This window comes from Nisaea acidiphila, assembly GCF_024662015.1.
GTDB lineage: Bacteria > Pseudomonadota > Alphaproteobacteria > Thalassobaculales > Thalassobaculaceae > Nisaea > Nisaea acidiphila.
The window spans coordinates 4274957-4290464 of sequence record NZ_CP102480.1 but is presented as its reverse complement, the minus strand read 5'-3'; the positions used below and the strand labels follow the sequence as shown (position 1 = coordinate 4290464).

Genomic DNA, 15508 nt, shown 5'->3' with positions numbered 1-15508 from the left:
CCTTGTCGACATTCAGTTAATTTCGGGTGAACCATGCATCGCTAACTGCCCCCCAAGAATGAATATGCCCGGCCGAAGCCGGGCATTCCTCATTGCAGGCTCGACACACCCTAGCGTCACGCCGCCTTGGCGATGTTCCGCAGCACGTATTGCAAAATCCCGCCGTGGCGGTAGTAATCTACCTCGTCTGCGGTATCGATGCGGCAGAGCAGCGTGATCTCCTTCACCGAGCCGTCCGCGTAGGTGATCCTGCACGGCACGTCCATGCGCGGGGTGATGCCGTCGGCGATGCCGGTGATGTCGAACATCTCCGTGCCCTTGAGACCCAGGCTCTCGCGGTTGTCGGAGCCCGTGAACTGCAGCGGCAGCACGCCCATGCCGACGAGGTTGGAGCGGTGGATGCGCTCGAAGCTCTCGACGATGACCGCGCCGACACCGAGAAGACGGGTGCCCTTCGCCGCCCAGTCGCGGCTTGAGCCGGTGCCGTATTCCTTGCCACCGATGACGACCAGCGGCACGCCCTCGGCCTGGTAGCGCATCGCCGCGTCGTAGATCGGCATCTGCTCGCCCGAGGGATAATGCACCGTGTAGCCGCCGGTCACCCCCTCCACCATCTCGTTCTTCAGACGGATATTGGCGAAGGTGCCGCGCATCATGATCTCGTGGTTGCCCCGGCGCGCGCCGTAGGCGTTGAAGTCCACGGGACGGACCTGGCGTTCGCGCAGATAGTCGCCCGCCGGGCTGTCCGACTTGATCGACCCGGCCGGAGAGATGTGGTCGGTGGTGATCGAGTCGCCGAGTACCGCGAGCTCGCGGGCGCCGGTGATGTCGGCCAGCTCGCCCGGCTCCATCGCCATGCCCTGGAAATAGGGCGGGTTCTGGACATAGGTCGAGCCGTCGTTCCAGTCGTAGGTGAGACCGCCGCCGGTCTGCACCGCCTGCCATTCCTTCGGGCCCTCGAAGACGTTGGCATAGCGTTCCTGGAACATCTCGCGCGAGACGCTGGCCTGCACCACCTCGTGGATCTCGTGGTTGGTCGGCCAGATGTCCTTGAGATAGACCGGGTTGCCGTCCGTATCCTCGCCGAGCGGATCCTTGTAGAGATCCACGTTGAGATTGCCGGCGATGGCATAGGCGACAACCAGCGGCGGCGAGGCGAGGTAGTTCGCCTTGACGTGCGGATTGACCCGGCCCTCGAAGTTCCGGTTGCCGGAGAGCACCGAGGTGACGACCAGATCGCCCTTCTCCACCGCTTCCGCGATATGCGGATCGAGCGGCCCGGAATTGCCGATGCAGGTGGTGCAGCCATAGCCGACCAGGTTGAAGCCGAGCCGGTCGAGATCGTCCTGCAGGCCCGCCTTCTCCAGATAGTCGGTGACGACCTGGGAGCCCGGCGCGAGCGAGGTCTTCACCCAGGGCTTGCGGGTCAGGCCCCTGGCCGCCGCGTTGCGGGCGACGAGCCCGGCCGCGATCAGCACATAGGGGTTCGAGGTATTGGTGCAGGAGGTGATCGCCGCGATCACCACGTCGCCGTCTGAGAGCTTCCAGTCCTCGCCCTCCACCTCGACCTCGCGCGGCGCGACGCCGCCGGCGAGATCCTTGAAGGCTTTGGCGAATTCCGGCGCCGCCTCGGTCAGCAGAACACGGTCCTGCGGCCGCTTCGGGCCGGCGAGCGACGGCACGACGGTGCCGAGATCGAGCTCCAGCGTGTCGGTGAAGACCAGCTCCTGGGCATCGTCCCGCCACATCCCCTGGGCCTTGGCATATTCCTCGACCAGCGCGATCCGGTCGTCGTCGCGGCCGGTTAGCTTCAGGTAATTGAGGCATTCCTGGTCGACCGGGAAGAAGCCGCAGGTGGCGCCGTATTCCGGGGCCATGTTGGCGATCGTCGCACGGTCCGCGAGCGGCAGCTCGTTCAAACCCGGGCCGAAGAACTCGACGAATTTCCCGACCACGCCCTTCTTGCGCAGCATCTGCACGACGGTCAGCACCAGGTCGGTCGCGGTCGCGCCTTCCGGCATCTTGCCGGTCAGCTTGAAGCCGACGACCTCCGGGATCAGCATGGAGACCGGCTGGCCGAGCATGGCCGCTTCCGCCTCGATGCCGCCGACGCCCCAGCCGAGCACGGCCATGCCGTTCACCATGGTGGTGTGGCTGTCGGTGCCGACCAGCGTGTCCGGATAGGCGATCGTTTTGCCGTCTTCTTCCTTGGTCCAGACGGTCTGGGCGAGATGCTCCAGGTTCACCTGGTGGCAGATGCCGGTGCCCGGCGGGACGACGCGGAAGTTGCGGAATGCCTTGGAGCCCCAGCGCAGGAACTCGTAGCGCTCGCCGTTACGCTCGAACTCGAGCTCGACATTCTTCCGGAAGGAATCGGGGCCTCCGAAGGCATCCACCATCACCGAGTGGTCGATCACGAGATCGACCGGCGAAAGCGGGTTGATCTTCTCCGGATCCCCGCCGAGCTGCGTCATGGCGTCGCGCATGGCGGCGAGGTCCACCACCGCCGGAACGCCCGTGAAGTCCTGCATCAGGACCCGGGCCGGACGGTAGGCGATCTCGCGGGAGGACTTCTTGTCCTTCACCCACTGAGCGAGCGCTTTCACGTCGTCCACGGTCACCGTGCGCCCGTCCTCGTAGCGCAGAAGATTCTCCAGCAAAACTTTCAGCGAGTAAGGAAGCTTGCGAATCTCCGGATATCCGGAATCGGCAAAGGCTTCGAGGCTATAGTAATCGTAGGATTTTCCGGCGGCTTTGAGCGTACGCCGGGTGTCCAGACTGTCTTGGCCAGCAGTCACTGTCATCTCCTATTCGAGCTGAGTGATGGCGGCCGCCCGAGGAGCGCCTCGGTCCGGTCTCTCCCAATTGATCTTTTTGGCGCGAGCGGAGAGCGCTCCGGAACGCGCCTTACTTATATAGGAAATTCCGCCGAAAAGCGCCAGTCCAGAGTGGTCTGAGTAACCGCGTCCACACCCTTCTCCAGTTGCGAAATTCCGTTCCGCAAAATTCAGAAACCCGAAATATCTTGTTGACCTCGGCACAAGCGCATCCAAAAATCGGCACCAATCAACGGGGGCCGCAACGACGGAACCCGAAAACAAAAACGGTTCGAAAGCGGCGATCCGCGGAAAACGCGGGGGCCACGGGCCGGGACGGACAGGGAGGTGGCGCTTGCTTTCGCAAGAGCCCGGGTTGTATCCGCATTCTCAGACTGTTCGCCCCTGCCCGGTTTCCGGACCGCGCAATAGGGATGGAACATGGCGTACGAGTACCCCGATGCTTCGGTTTACGACACCTTGCCGAAGCTGCTGCGCTACAACGCAGAACGTCACCCGACCGAAGTGGCCCTCCGCGAAAAGGATTACGGGGTCTGGAGCGAATTCACTTGGGCGGACTATCAGGCCCGGGTACGGAACCTTGCCCTCGCGCTGAACGAGGCGGGCCTCCAGAAAGGCGACGTCTTCGCGATCATCGGCGACAACAACGTGGACTGGATCTGCGCCGAGCTCGCTGCACAGTCCGTCGGCGCCATGACGATCGGCTTCTATCGCGACGTGCTCGAGGACGAGATCGCCTACCTTACCGGCTACAGCCAGGCGAAAATGGCTTATGCCGAGGATCAGGAGCAGGTCGACAAGTTCCTCAATCTCGGTGAACGCGCCAATACGATCGAGAAGATCATCTATTCCGATTCCCGCGGGATGCGGAAATTCGACGATCCCCGCATCGTCTCCTTCGATGACCTCGTGGCCCGCGGCGCGGAAATCCATGCAAAGTCGCCGGAGCAGTATGACGAACTGGTGAACGCGGTGACCGGCGAGGACATCGCCATTCTCTGCACCACCTCCGGCACCACCTCGAACCCGAAACTGGCCGAGCTGCCGCACGGCAATTTCGTGCGCCATACCCAGCTTTACCTGAAACACGACCCGAAGGACTCGACGGACGAATATGTCTCCGTGCTGCCGATGCCCTGGATCATGGAGCAGGTCTACACACTCGGCTTCGGCCTTAACTCCCGCATGAAAGTGAGTTTCCCCGAGAACGAGGAAACCGCGATGCATGACATGCGCGAGATCGGACCGACCTTCCTGCTCCTGGCGCCCCGCGTTCTGGAACAGATCGCCGCCGACATGCGCGCCCGGGTAATGGATGCGGGCCCGATGACCCAGTGGATCTTCGAGAAAGGCGTCCAGATGGGCACCGAGGCGGTGGAGAAAGGGACCCGGTCCTGGTTCGCCGATACCGCCCTCTTCGGCGCGTTGCGCGACCGGCTCGGTTTCTCCCGCGTGCGGTCCGCCGCGACCGGCGGTGCCGCGATGGGCCCCGAGACCTTCAAGCTGTTCCTCGCCATGGGCGTGCCGCTGAAGCAGCTCTACGGCCAGACCGAACTGCTTGGCGCCTACACACTGCAGGACGGCAAGGAAATCGACGTCGACACGGTCGGCGTGCCGTTCGAGGGCTGCGAAGTGAAAATCATCGATGCCGACACGGACGGCGTTGGCGAGATCGTCACCCGCCATCCGAACATGTTCCGCGGCTTCTACAAAAACGCGGAAGCCACCAAGGCGGACATGAAGGACGGCTGGATGCATACCGGCGATGCCGGCTTCTTCGACGACAAGGGACGCCTGACAGTGATCGACCGGGTGAAGGACATCGCCCAGACCCGGACCGGCACGAAGTTCTCGCCGCAATACATCGAGAATAAGCTGAAATTCTCGCCCTATATCGGCGAGGCGGTGATTCTCGGCGCCGGGCAGGACTATCTGACAGCAATTATCTGCGTACGCTTCTCCATCGTATCCAAATGGGCGGAGAAGGAACGCATCCCCTTCACCTCCTACACCAACCTCTCGGACCGGCCGGAAATCTACGAGTTGATCCGGGGCGAGATCGCGCACGTGAACGAGAGCCTGCCGGATACCCAGAAGATCCGGAAATTCCTGCTTCTCTACAAAGAGCTGGATGCCGATGACGGCGAGCTGACGCGCACCCGCAAAGTCCGCCGCAGCGTGATCTCCGAGCGATACGGTCCGATTATCGAGTCGCTCTACGGCGACGGGGAGCGCGCGGAGATGAATTCCGAGGTGACGTTCGAGGACGGCCGCAAGGGCGTGATCCAGGCGTCGATGAAAATCATGGAAGTCGACGGCGCCACTGCGCCGGAACTGAAAAAGGCAGGCTGACCCGTGGCAGAAGCACAGATCATAGAGACCGGCGGGACGGACGAGACCTCCGGATACGCAGACACGCGCACCATCGGTGGCCCCGTCCTCAGCGTCGAGAACATCATCGTCAAGTTTGGCGGCGTGACCGCGATCAACGATGTCAGCTTCGACGTCCGGGAAGGCGAGATCCGGGCGATCATCGGCCCGAACGGCGCCGGCAAGTCCTCGATGCTGAACGTGCTGAACGGCTTCTATAAGCCGAACTCCGGCCGCATCAATTTCGCCGGCCAGAGTTTTCCGGCGATGGACCCGCATTTCGCGGCCTCGAACGGCATCGCACGGACCTTCCAGAACATCGCCCTGTTCCGCGGCATGAGTACGCTCGACAACCTGATGACCGGCCGGCTGCTGCAGATGAAGACGAACTTCTTCTGGCAATGCCTCTATTTCGGACCGGCGCAGAAGGAGGAACTGGCGAACCGCGAGCATGTCGAGAAGGTGATCGACTTCCTCGAGATCGCGGCTCTGCGCCGGACCCCGGTCGGCCGCCTGCCCTATGGGCTGCAAAAGCGGGTCGAGCTCGGCCGCGCGCTGGCGATGGACCCGAAGATCCTCCTGCTCGACGAGCCGATGGCCGGCATGAATGTCGAGGAAAAGGAGGACATGTCCCGCTTCATCATCGACGTGAACGAGGAATTCGGCACCACCGTGATCCTCATCGAGCACGATATGGGCGTGGTCATGGACCTGTCCGACCGCGTGGTCGTGCTGGATTACGGCAGCAAGATCGCCGACGGCACGCCCGACGAAGTCCGCGCCAACCAGAATGTCATCGACGCCTATCTCGGCGTCAGCCACGACTGAGATGCCGAGATAAAGGAGATCATCCCGTGGAATTCCTCCATGCCCTTCTGATTCAGCCGTTCGTCGACATGGTGATGGAACCGGCTTTCTTCATAGAGACCGTGACCAAGGGTCTGATGGCCGGCGTTCTCTACTCGCTCGTCGCGCTCGGCTTCGTGCTCATTTTCAAGGCCTCCGGCGTCTTCAACTTCGCCCAGGGCGTGCTGGCCCTGTTCGCGGCCCTTACGCTGACCGGCCTGATGGAGATCATGGAGCCGATCGGCATGCCGAAGGCGCTGGTCGTGATCCTCGCGATCGCGGCAACCATCGTCGTCATGGTCCTGCTTGCGATTGTTATCGAACGCCTGGTGCTGAGACCGCTGGTCAACCAGGAACTGATCATCCTGTTCATGGCGACGCTCGGCCTCTCCTACGTGCTTGAAGGCGCCGGCGACCTGCTCTGGGGCAGCGACGTGAAGGTGCTCGATATCGGCCTGCCGACGGATGTCTGGGACATCAATGGCGTCTTTGTCGAACAACTCGATGTGACGGCAGCAGTCGCCGCCGGGTCACTGGTCGCGGTGTTGGCTGTGTTCTTTACCAAGACACGCATCGGCCGTGCTCTCCGCGCCGTGGCGGACGATCACCAGGCCGCCCTCTCCGTCGGCATCTCGCTGCAACAGATCTGGGTCATCGTCTGGTCGGTCGCGGGCATCGTCGCGCTGGTCGCCGGCATCATGTGGGGCAGCAAGTCCGGGGTGCAGTTCAGCCTGTCGCTGATCGCACTCAAGGCTTTGCCGGTGCTGATCCTCGGCGGCTTCACCTCGATCCCGGGCGCCATCATTGGCGGCCTCATCATCGGCCTCGGCGAAAAGGTCGTCGAAGTCTTCTGGTACAGCGTCCATGGCGGCGCCGTGGAAAACTGGTTCGCCTTCATGCTCGCCCTCGTGTTCCTGATGTTCAGGCCACAGGGACTGTTCGGCGACAAGATTATCGAGAGGGTGTAAGGCGATGCTGTATCGCGAAACAGGCCAGTTCAAACGCAACTACGCCGCCGACCAGCAACTGTTCCCGATCTTCCAGGACAAGATCCTGCTGGCGATCATCGTGACGGTGGCGGTCGGGGTCATCCCCTTCATCATCAACGACTATTGGTCGAAAGCAATTCTGCTGCCGTTCATGGTCTATGCCTTTGTCGCGCTCGGCCTCAACATCCTGGTCGGATATTGCGGACAGATCTCGCTCGGCACCGGCGGCTTCATGGCGGTCGGCGCCTACAGTTCCTACAAGATCGTCACCGCCTTTCCGGAAATGAACCTGATCCTCGCGATCGTTCTCTCCGGAGGCTGTACGGCAGCGGTCGGCGTCCTGTTCGGTCTGCCGAGTCTCAGGATCAAGGGCTTCTATCTCGCGGTGGCAACGCTGGCGGCCCAGTTCTTCCTGATCTGGATGTTCAACAAGGTGCCGTGGTTCTACAATTACGAGATGAGCCAGATCACCGCGCCGCCGCGCGAGGTGTTCGGCGTTCTCGTCTCCGGGCCGCAGGCAAGTCCGGCAGCACAGTATCTCTTCGTGCTCGGATTCCTCGCCTTCTTCACCTGGATCGCGCTCAATCTGGTACGCGGCCGCGTCGGACGGGCCTGGATGTCGATCCGCGACATGGACATCGCGGCCGAGCTGCTCGGCATCAAGCCGCTGAAGACCAAGCTGCTCGCCTTCGCCGTCTCCTCCTTCTACATCGGCATCGGCGGCGCGCTGATCTTTCATATCTGGCTCGGCACCGTCGAAGCCACGGAAGCCTTCGACATCCTGCAGTCTTTCTTCGTCCTCTTCGCGATCATTATCGGCGGGCTCGGCAGCGTACTCGGTGCCTATCTCGGCGCCGCCTTCATGGCGCTGATGCCGGTCGGGCTGAAGGTCGTGCTGGTGGACTGGATCGGGATGGTCCCGGTGACGGCGAAGCATATCGAGTTCATCCTCGTCGGCTCGCTCATCATCTTTTTTCTTATCAAGGAGCCGCACGGTCTGGCCCGCATGTGGCAGATCACCAAGGAGAAGCTCCGCCTATGGCCGTTCCCCTACTGACCTCTGTCGGTGGGGAGCGGGGGCGCCCGCGTGGCTGAAGCACGCACAAACCTGAACAGGCCGGAAAAAATCGGCCCACATTAGGGAGGCAAGTATGAAACTAACCAAGACAACCATGGCCCTTGCGGCCGCGGGCGTCATCGCCGGAGCGGCCTGGGCCGAAACGGCCATGGCCGACTACGACGCCTACACCGTTCCGAACCTGGTCTACCGGACCGGCGCCTACGCGCCGAACGGCATTCCGCTCGCGAACGGCTTTATCGATTATTTCAACATGCTGAACGAGCGCGACGGCGGCGTCGAGGGCATCAAGGTCAACGTCGTCGAGTGCGAGACCGGCTACAACACCAAGGTCTCCGTCGAGTGCTACGAGAACCTGAAGAACGAAGGCCAGTCCGGTGCCCTCGTCTTCAACCCGCACTCCACCGGCGTGACCTACGCCCTGATCCCGAAGGCGAGCGAAGATAAAATTCCGATCCTCTCCATGGGCTACGGCCGGACATCGGCGGCCGACGGCACCGTCTTCCCCTACATCTTCAACTTCCCGACCACCTACTGGTCCCAGGCCAGCGCCTTCATCAAGTATGTCGGCGAAAAAGAAGGCGGGATGGACAAGCTGAAGGGCAAGAAGATCGCCCTCGTGTTCCACAATTCCGCCTATGGCAAGGAGCCGATCAAAACCCTCGAGACCCTGGCCGGCACCTACGGCTTCGAGCTGATGCTGCTCCCGGTCGACCATCCGGGTCAGGAACAGAAAGCCACCTGGCTGCAGATCCGCCGCGGCAAGCCCGACTGGATCTTCATGTGGGGCTGGGGCGTGATGAACCAGGTCGCGATCAAGGAAGCCGCCGCCATCCGCTTCCCGATGGACAAGTTCATCGGCGTCTGGTGGTCCGGATCCGAGAATGACGTCGCTCCGGCCGGTCCGGCCGCGAACGGCTATCTCGCGGGCACCATGCACGCACCGGGTTCCGACTTCCAGGCGATCGCGGATATCAAGAAGCACGTCTATGCCAAGGGCAACGGCGCCGGCGAAGAGGCTCGCATCGGTGAGGTGCTCTACAACCGCGGCATGCTCGAGGCGGTGTTCACCGCGGAAGCCATGCGCAACGCGATCAAGATCCACGGCACGAAGGACATCCGGGGCGAGCATGTCCGCGACGGTTTCGAGGCGATCGACCTCTCCGAAGCGGACTTCGAACGGCTCGGCCTGAAGGACTTCATGAAGCCGATCAAGATCACCTGCGAGAACCACGAGGGCAACGGCCCGGTGGCGATCCAGCAGTGGGATGCGAGCGCCGGCAAGTGGAACATCGTCTCCGAGTGGATCGAGCCGATGCACGACGTCGTGCGCAAGCTGGTGAAAGAGGACTCCGCGGCCTATGCGGCGGAGAACAACATCACCCCGCGCAAGTGCAGCTGAGTGTGACCTGACCCTGAACGGCGCCGGGCAACCGGCGCCGTTCTCTCCCCAACTGGAGGCATGAGACGTGAGCGCAGCCGAACAGGATCCCCGGGCGGAACAGCCGATCCTCAGCGTCAATAACATCGAGGTCATCTATGACCACGTGATTCTCGTCCTGAAAGGCGTCTCGCTCGAAGTGCCGCGCGGCGGCATCGTCGCCCTGCTCGGCGGCAACGGCGCCGGCAAGACGACGACCCTGAAAGCCATTTCGAACCTGCTGAAATCCGAACGCGGCGAGGTCACGAAAGGCACCATCGATTTCGAGGGGCAGCCGATTCAGGCGATGACCCCGCATGCCCTCGTCGAGAAAGGCGTCATCCAGGTGATGGAAGGCCGCCACTGCTTCGAGCATCTGACCGTCGAGGAAAACCTGATGACCGGCGCCTTCACGCGCGGCGGCGACCGGGTGGGCATCTCCCAGGATCTGGAGATGGTCTACACCTATTTCCCGCGCCTGCGCGAGCGCCGCAACAGCCTTGCAGGCTACACATCGGGCGGCGAGCAGCAGATGTGCGCCATCGGGCGCGCCCTGATGAGCCGGCCGAAGACCATCCTGCTGGACGAGCCCTCCATGGGCCTCGCCCCGCAGCTGGTCGAGCAAATCTTCGAGATCGTGAAGAAGATCAACGAGCAGGAAGGCGTCTCCATCCTGCTGGCCGAACAGAACACCAACGTGGCCCTGCGCTATGCCAAGTACGGCTATATCCTGGAGAGCGGACGCGTCGTCATGGAAGGCGATGCAGAGATGCTGCGCTCCAACGAGGATGTGAAGGAGTTCTATCTCGGCCTCAGCTCCAGCGGGCGCAAGAGCTTCCGCGACGTGAAGCATTACCGGCGCCGCAAGCGCTGGCTCGGCTGAGACAACGGCGACAGACAACCAGAGCAAACAGGGACCGGCACCCCATGAGCGGCGAATTCTACGACGGGCTCGAAACCCGCAGTGCGGACGAGCGTGAAAGCACGCTCATGGCCGCGCTCTCGAAACAGATCGAACACGCCAAAGCGAACACCGCTTATTACGGCGCGCTGCTCGGCGATGTGGATGCCGGCTCGGTCGTTAGCCGCGAGACGCTGGCCTCCCTGCCTGTCACCCGCAAGGGCGACCTGCTGGAACTGCAGAAGAAGACCCCGCCGTTCGGCGGCATGAATGCGGTTGCGCCGAGTGCGCTCGGGCGCGTCTACATGTCCCCCGGCCCAATCTACGATGCGGAGGCACTGGAGGCCGACCCCTGGCGGTTCGCCCGCTCGCTCTTCGCTGCGGGCTTCCGCAAGGGCGACATCGTCCATAACTGCTTTTCCTACCACCTCACCCCGGCCGGCATGATGGTCGACAGCGCGGCCCGCGCGATCGGCTGCGCGGTGTTTCCGGGCGGCGTCGGCAATACCGAGATGCAGGTTCAGGCGGCGGCCGAGTTGAAGACCACCGGCTACGGCGGCACGCCGAGCTTCCTCAAGATCATTCTGGAAAAGGCCCGCGAAACCGGCGCCGATGTGAGCAGCCTGAAGAAAGGCCTCGTCGGCGGCGAGGCCCTGCCCCCGAGCCTGCGCAAGGAAATCTCCGAACTCGGTTGCGACGTGCTGCAATGCTACGGCACCGCCGATCTCGGCCTCGTCGCCTACGAGAGCCCGGCGCTCGAAGGCATGATCCTCGACGAGGGCGTGATCGTGGAGATCGTCCGCCCCGGCACCGGAGACCCGGTCGCGGAAGGCGAGGTCGGCGAGATCGTCGTCACCACGCTCAACCCGAACTACCCGCTGATCCGCTTCGGCACCGGCGACATGTCGGCCGTGCTGGCCGGCGCCAGCCCCTGCGGGCGCACCAACCAGCGCATCAAGGGCTGGATGGGACGCGCGGACCAGACGACCAAAATCAAGGGCATGTTCGTCCATCCGGGCCAGGTCGCCGAGGTGGCGAAGCGCCATCCGGAAGTGACGAAGGCCCGTCTCGTCGTCACCGGCCGCACCGGCGACGACGTGATGACCCTGCATTGCGAAACCAGAGAGAGCGGCAATGCACTCGCCGAGGCTGTCGCGGCCAGTCTGCAGGCCGTGACCAAGCTGCGCGGATCCGTCGAACTGGTCGCCGAGGGCAGCCTCGCGAATGACGGCAAGGTCATCGAGGACGCGCGCAGCTACGACTGACGCGCTTTCCGTAGCGGCCGCGGATTGGTGCACTGAGATAATCTTCTTTGTTCCCCGCGCCATCTGGCGTCCGGCGCCGCTTCCCGCCAATATCTCCGGATCGGTGACCTGCCGAGGGGGGAAACAATGGCGGCCAAAGTCTCCGCGATCGAAACCATCCGCGTCGAGGAATTCCCGAACCTGCTCTGGGTCCGCGTGATCGCGGACGACGGATCGGACGGGCTCGGCGAGACCTTCTATGGGCCCGGTGCGGCCGAAGCCCATATCCACGACATCATCGCGCCCTACCTGCTCGGCAAGGACCCGCACCGGATCGAACAGCATCAGCGCCACCTTACCGGCTATGTCGGCTTCAGCGGTGCCGGGGCGGAAATGCGCGGCCGTTCCGCCGTCGATATCGCGCTCTGGGATCTCTTCGCCAAGAGCAAGGACATGCCGCTGCACCAGGCGCTCGGCGGCGCGGTGCGCGACAGCATCCGCGTCTACAATACCTGCGCCGGAACCCGCTATGTGCAGAACCGTCCGACTCAGGGCACGGATAATTTCGGACTCGATGTTTCCAGTGACGGCTACGAGGATCTAAACGCCTTCCTGAACCGCGCCGACGAACTTGCCGCGAGCCTGCTCGATATGGGCATCACAGCGATGAAGATCTGGCCGTTCGACTACGCTGCCGAGGCGACCAGCGGCCACTACATCTCTCCGCGGGATCTCGCAACCGCCATGGCGCCGTTCGAGAAGATCCGCGAGAAGCACGGCGACCGCATGGACATCATGGCCGAGCTCCATTCCATGTGGGACCGGCCGACCGCGATCAAGGTCTGCCGCGCGCTGGAGAGCATCGACCCGCTCTGGGTCGAAGATCCCGTCTTCATGGACCATCTCTCCAGCCTCGACGAGGTCGCCCGCGCGACCGCCGCGCCGATCGCCGTCGGCGAGACCCGCGGCGGGCGGGCAGATTACCGCCAGCTGCTGGAGATGGAATCTCTCAGCCTGATCATCACCGACATCGCCTGGGGCGGCGGTGTTTCGGAAGCGCGCAAGATGGCCGCCATGGCCGATGCCTGGCACGTACCGGTCGCCTTCCACGACTGCACCGGACCGGTGGTGCTGGCGACCTCGACCCACCTCGCGCTGCACACCACGAACTGCTTCATCCAGGAGATGGTCCGGGCGTTCTATTACGGCTGGTACGGAACGCTCGTCACCCAGCTCCCACCGGTCGAGAACGGCATGATTCGCGCCCCCGAAGGCGCCGGCCACGGGCTCAGCCTGCAGCCGGATATCCTGAAACGCCCCGACTGCCACATTCGCCGGAGCGCACTTTAAGATCGCTGCGTAACTACATGTATAAAATGGAATTATAATGTTCGAACTCTGGGTTCCGATCACCATCGCGGCGGCCTTCTGTCAGAATCTCCGCTCTGCCTTGCAGAAACATCTGACGTCGAAACTGAGCACCTCCGGCGCGACCTTCGTCCGCTTCTTTTACGCCGTGCTCCCGGCCTGGCTCTATGTCTGGTTCCTGCACGACGTCATCGGCCTGACCATGCCGGAACCGCAACCGGCTTTCTGGATCTATGCCGCCATTGGCGGCGGCGCCCAGATCGCCGCCACAGCCCTGCTGGTCTATCTCTTCGCCTTCCGGAACTTCGCCGTCGGAACGACCTATTCAAAGACCGAGACAGTACAGGCTGCGATCTTCGGAATCGTCATTCTCGGCGATCCCCTGACCGCAGGTGCGATGATCGCGATCCTGATCAGCTTTATCGGCGTGCTCGCGATCTCGGCCGCAAAACAAGGACGGGGCATAAAGGGGATCGCGCTTTCGCTGACCAGCAAGCCGGCCCTGATCGGTCTCGCCTCCGGCGCCTGTTTCGGGGTTTCGGCGGTCTCCTATCGCGCCGCCTCCCTTTCCCTCGGCGGAGAGGGCTTCCTGATCCAGGCGGGTTTCACGCTGGCCTGTGTCACCATCATGCAGACCGTCGCCATGGCGAGCTACATGCGGGTGCGCGAGCCGGGTCAGATCGGCGCGGTGCTGCGCAACTGGAAAGTCGCGGCCTTGGTCGGCCTCAGCGGCATGGCGGCGTCAGCCTGCTGGTTCACCGCGATGACGATCCAGAACGCGGCCTATGTCCGCGCCCTCGGACAGATCGAACTCGTCTTCACCTTCGCCGCCTCCTATCTCTTCTTCAAGGAAAAGAGCAGCCGGATGGAGCTGACAGGCATCGCACTCGTCATTGCCGGAATCTTCGTGCTGCTGCTCACGACATGAGCACAGATCCGACAGGGCTCCCGCCGCGTAGAAGCGGTTACAGGAGGCAATCGACATGCAGCGACTTCGAAACAGCCTTTACGCGGTGGGACTGGCGGCCGCTATCCTCGTGATGCAGACGCCCGGCGCCTTTGCAGCAGGCGCCCACGAATTCGATTTCGTCTCGATCGAGGGCGATCCGCTGCCGATGAAGGGGTTCGCGGGCAAGGCAGTGCTGGTCGTGAACACCGCATCCTTCTGCGGTTTCACGAAGCAGTATGACGGGCTGCAGACACTCTGGGAGACCTACCGCGACCGAGGTCTCGTCGTGCTCGGCGTTCCATCGAACGATTTCGGTGCGCAGGAACCCGGCACGGAAGCGGAGATCAAGGAATTCTGCGAGGTGAGTTTCGCCATCGATTTCCCGATGACGGAGAAGCAGGAGGTCTCGGGCGACAATGCCCATCCGTTCTACCGATGGGCGGGGGATGAACTCGGCCCGCTCTCGAAGCCGCGCTGGAACTTCTACAAGATCCTGATCGGCCCCGACGGGAAGGCGGTGGACTGGTTCGCCTCCACCACCTCTCCCTCCTCGGCAAAGATGACGAAGGCGATAGAGGCAGTGCTGCCGAAATAGTCCTGCTTACTTGGAGATCCGAACCGGTGCTTCGACTGCCTCGCCGGAGGATTGCGGCGCCGGCACGAGACGGTGGCGGGTCGTCGTATCGTCCCCGTCATCTTCGCCGCTATCGCCGCCAAAGCTCATCACCGCCGCGCCCATGGCAAGTGCGCTGAAGGAGGCGAAGAAGGAGAAGCAAAGCAGGAACGGCCCAAGCCAAACCGGCTCCGATTTCATGCTGAGCGTCGTAAGACCGGCGACATCGAAGAACAGTAGCCCGGCGCCGATCGCGATACCGGCACCTCCGCCGATGACACCGTGACCGAAGAGAAAGCGCAGCATCGGAGATTTCAAAACCATGCCAAGGCTCCTTCAGGTGACTTGCTCTTCAAAATAGGTGGCGCAGGAACGGAAAACAATTGCGCAGGTTGACGCACTGGCCCGCCAGCCCAATCCATTGGCCATTCCGTTCCCGTCGAGGGTACGCTATTCCTTTGCTAGTGGAAAACCTCGGACAAATCACGGGGACGGAAATGACCGACAAGCCGACAGTGGGCGGAATCAAGACAGGCTGGATACGTGACATGAACGCGCATGAGCGCCGTGCATTCGACCGAGTTGTCTTCCACCTAGACGGCGAGCTGTCTCTTCCGGACGGCTCAAAATGCGCCGGCGAGATCGTCAATGTGTCTCTGGTCGGCTTTCTGTTCGTTCCGGCGGAACCGATCAGCTACCGGGGAGCGGCCGAACTCTCCATCCAAAGCGAAGTTTCCGGTCTCAAAATCAATATCGTCGATACCAGCAGCGTCGGATTGCATCTGGAGACCTATCCGGGCGAGACCGATATTCGCCACCTCGCCCTCAATCACCCCTCCATCGCACGCCTCTTCCTGCCGTATATCTACGACTACGACAGCTGAATTCGACCG

Annotated in this window: 13 protein-coding genes; 11 read left to right on the top strand and 2 right to left on the bottom strand. The window is 62.7% G+C overall.

What is annotated here, in order from left to right:
• Nucleotides 1-116: 116 nt before the first annotated feature.
• Nucleotides 117-2804, bottom strand: coding sequence for an aconitate hydratase AcnA (acnA, locus tag NUH88_RS20030; protein ID WP_257768478.1), 2688 nt, complete (start codon nucleotides 2802-2804; stop codon nucleotides 117-119).
• Between the two features lie 453 nt (nucleotides 2805-3257).
• Here acnA and NUH88_RS20025 point away from each other — a divergent pair, with 453 nt between their 5' ends.
• The 10 genes from NUH88_RS20025 to NUH88_RS19980 all read left to right on the top strand — a co-directional run bounded on the left by NUH88_RS20025 (nucleotide 3258) and on the right by NUH88_RS19980 (nucleotide 14597).
• Nucleotides 3258-5189 carry an AMP-binding protein gene (locus NUH88_RS20025; protein WP_257768476.1) on the top strand — a complete coding sequence of 644 codons (1932 nt, stop codon included), beginning with the start codon at nucleotides 3258-3260 and terminating at the stop codon, nucleotides 5187-5189.
• 3 nt (nucleotides 5190-5192) lie between these two features.
• On the top strand, nucleotides 5193-6035 hold the full coding sequence (locus tag NUH88_RS20020) for an ABC transporter ATP-binding protein (RefSeq protein WP_372743529.1): 843 nt from the start codon (nucleotides 5193-5195) through the stop codon (nucleotides 6033-6035).
• Nucleotides 6036-6061: 26 nt separating this feature from the next.
• Complete coding sequence (locus NUH88_RS20015; RefSeq protein WP_257768474.1) at nucleotides 6062-7021, top strand: branched-chain amino acid ABC transporter permease; 960 nt, start codon at nucleotides 6062-6064, stop codon at nucleotides 7019-7021.
• Between the two features lie 4 nt (nucleotides 7022-7025).
• Nucleotides 7026-8099: a branched-chain amino acid ABC transporter permease gene (locus NUH88_RS20010; protein WP_257768473.1), complete on the top strand. Its 1074-nt coding sequence runs from the start codon at nucleotides 7026-7028 to the stop codon at nucleotides 8097-8099.
• A gap of 94 nt (nucleotides 8100-8193) precedes the next feature.
• Nucleotides 8194-9522 carry an ABC transporter substrate-binding protein gene (locus NUH88_RS20005; protein ID WP_257768472.1) on the top strand — a complete coding sequence of 443 codons (1329 nt, stop codon included), beginning with the start codon at nucleotides 8194-8196 and terminating at the stop codon, nucleotides 9520-9522.
• A 67-nt stretch (nucleotides 9523-9589) separates the two neighbouring features.
• Nucleotides 9590-10423: an ABC transporter ATP-binding protein gene (locus NUH88_RS20000; protein WP_257768470.1), complete on the top strand. Its 834-nt coding sequence runs from the start codon at nucleotides 9590-9592 to the stop codon at nucleotides 10421-10423.
• Nucleotides 10424-10467: 44 nt separating this feature from the next.
• Nucleotides 10468-11706 carry a phenylacetate--CoA ligase family protein gene (locus NUH88_RS19995; protein WP_257768468.1) on the top strand — a complete coding sequence of 413 codons (1239 nt, stop codon included), beginning with the start codon at nucleotides 10468-10470 and terminating at the stop codon, nucleotides 11704-11706.
• Nucleotides 11707-11832: 126 nt separating this feature from the next.
• Nucleotides 11833-13035 carry a mandelate racemase/muconate lactonizing enzyme family protein gene (locus tag NUH88_RS19990; RefSeq protein WP_257768467.1) on the top strand — a complete coding sequence of 401 codons (1203 nt, stop codon included), beginning with the start codon at nucleotides 11833-11835 and terminating at the stop codon, nucleotides 13033-13035.
• A 37-nt stretch (nucleotides 13036-13072) separates the two neighbouring features.
• Nucleotides 13073-13981, top strand: a complete 909-nt coding sequence (locus NUH88_RS19985; protein WP_257768466.1) for a DMT family transporter — start codon at nucleotides 13073-13075, stop codon at nucleotides 13979-13981.
• A 55-nt stretch (nucleotides 13982-14036) separates the two neighbouring features.
• Nucleotides 14037-14597: a glutathione peroxidase gene (locus NUH88_RS19980; protein WP_372743528.1), complete on the top strand. Its 561-nt coding sequence runs from the start codon at nucleotides 14037-14039 to the stop codon at nucleotides 14595-14597.
• A 6-nt stretch (nucleotides 14598-14603) separates the two neighbouring features.
• Here NUH88_RS19980 and NUH88_RS19975 read toward each other — a convergent pair whose 3' ends face one another.
• On the bottom strand, nucleotides 14604-14939 hold the full coding sequence (locus NUH88_RS19975; RefSeq protein WP_257768465.1) for a hypothetical protein: 336 nt from the start codon (nucleotides 14937-14939) through the stop codon (nucleotides 14604-14606).
• Nucleotides 14940-15112: 173 nt separating this feature from the next.
• Here NUH88_RS19975 and NUH88_RS19970 point away from each other — a divergent pair, with 173 nt between their 5' ends.
• A complete protein-coding gene (locus NUH88_RS19970; RefSeq protein ID WP_257768463.1) occupies nucleotides 15113-15499 on the top strand; it encodes a hypothetical protein in 387 nt (128 codons plus the stop codon).
• Nucleotides 15500-15508 lie beyond the last annotated feature (9 nt).

What these genes read in the sequence shown, in the direction of transcription:
- acnA (WP_257768478.1), bottom strand. Translation starts at nt 2,804, where the DNA reads ATGACAGTGACTGCTGGCCAAGACAGTCTGGACACCCGGCGTACGCTC.
- NUH88_RS20025 (WP_257768476.1), top strand. Translation starts at nt 3,258, where the DNA reads ATGGCGTACGAGTACCCCGATGCTTCGGTTTACGACACCTTGCCGAAG.
- NUH88_RS20010 (WP_257768473.1), top strand. Translation starts at nt 7,026, where the DNA reads ATGCTGTATCGCGAAACAGGCCAGTTCAAACGCAACTACGCCGCCGAC.
- NUH88_RS20005 (WP_257768472.1), top strand. Translation starts at nt 8,194, where the DNA reads ATGAAACTAACCAAGACAACCATGGCCCTTGCGGCCGCGGGCGTCATC.
- NUH88_RS19995 (WP_257768468.1), top strand. Translation starts at nt 10,468, where the DNA reads ATGAGCGGCGAATTCTACGACGGGCTCGAAACCCGCAGTGCGGACGAG.
- NUH88_RS19990 (WP_257768467.1), top strand. Translation starts at nt 11,833, where the DNA reads ATGGCGGCCAAAGTCTCCGCGATCGAAACCATCCGCGTCGAGGAATTC.
- NUH88_RS19985 (WP_257768466.1), top strand. Translation starts at nt 13,073, where the DNA reads ATGTTCGAACTCTGGGTTCCGATCACCATCGCGGCGGCCTTCTGTCAG.
- NUH88_RS19980 (WP_372743528.1), top strand. Translation starts at nt 14,037, where the DNA reads ATGCAGCGACTTCGAAACAGCCTTTACGCGGTGGGACTGGCGGCCGCT.
- NUH88_RS19975 (WP_257768465.1), bottom strand. Translation starts at nt 14,939, where the DNA reads ATGGTTTTGAAATCTCCGATGCTGCGCTTTCTCTTCGGTCACGGTGTC.
- NUH88_RS19970 (WP_257768463.1), top strand. Translation starts at nt 15,113, where the DNA reads ATGACCGACAAGCCGACAGTGGGCGGAATCAAGACAGGCTGGATACGT.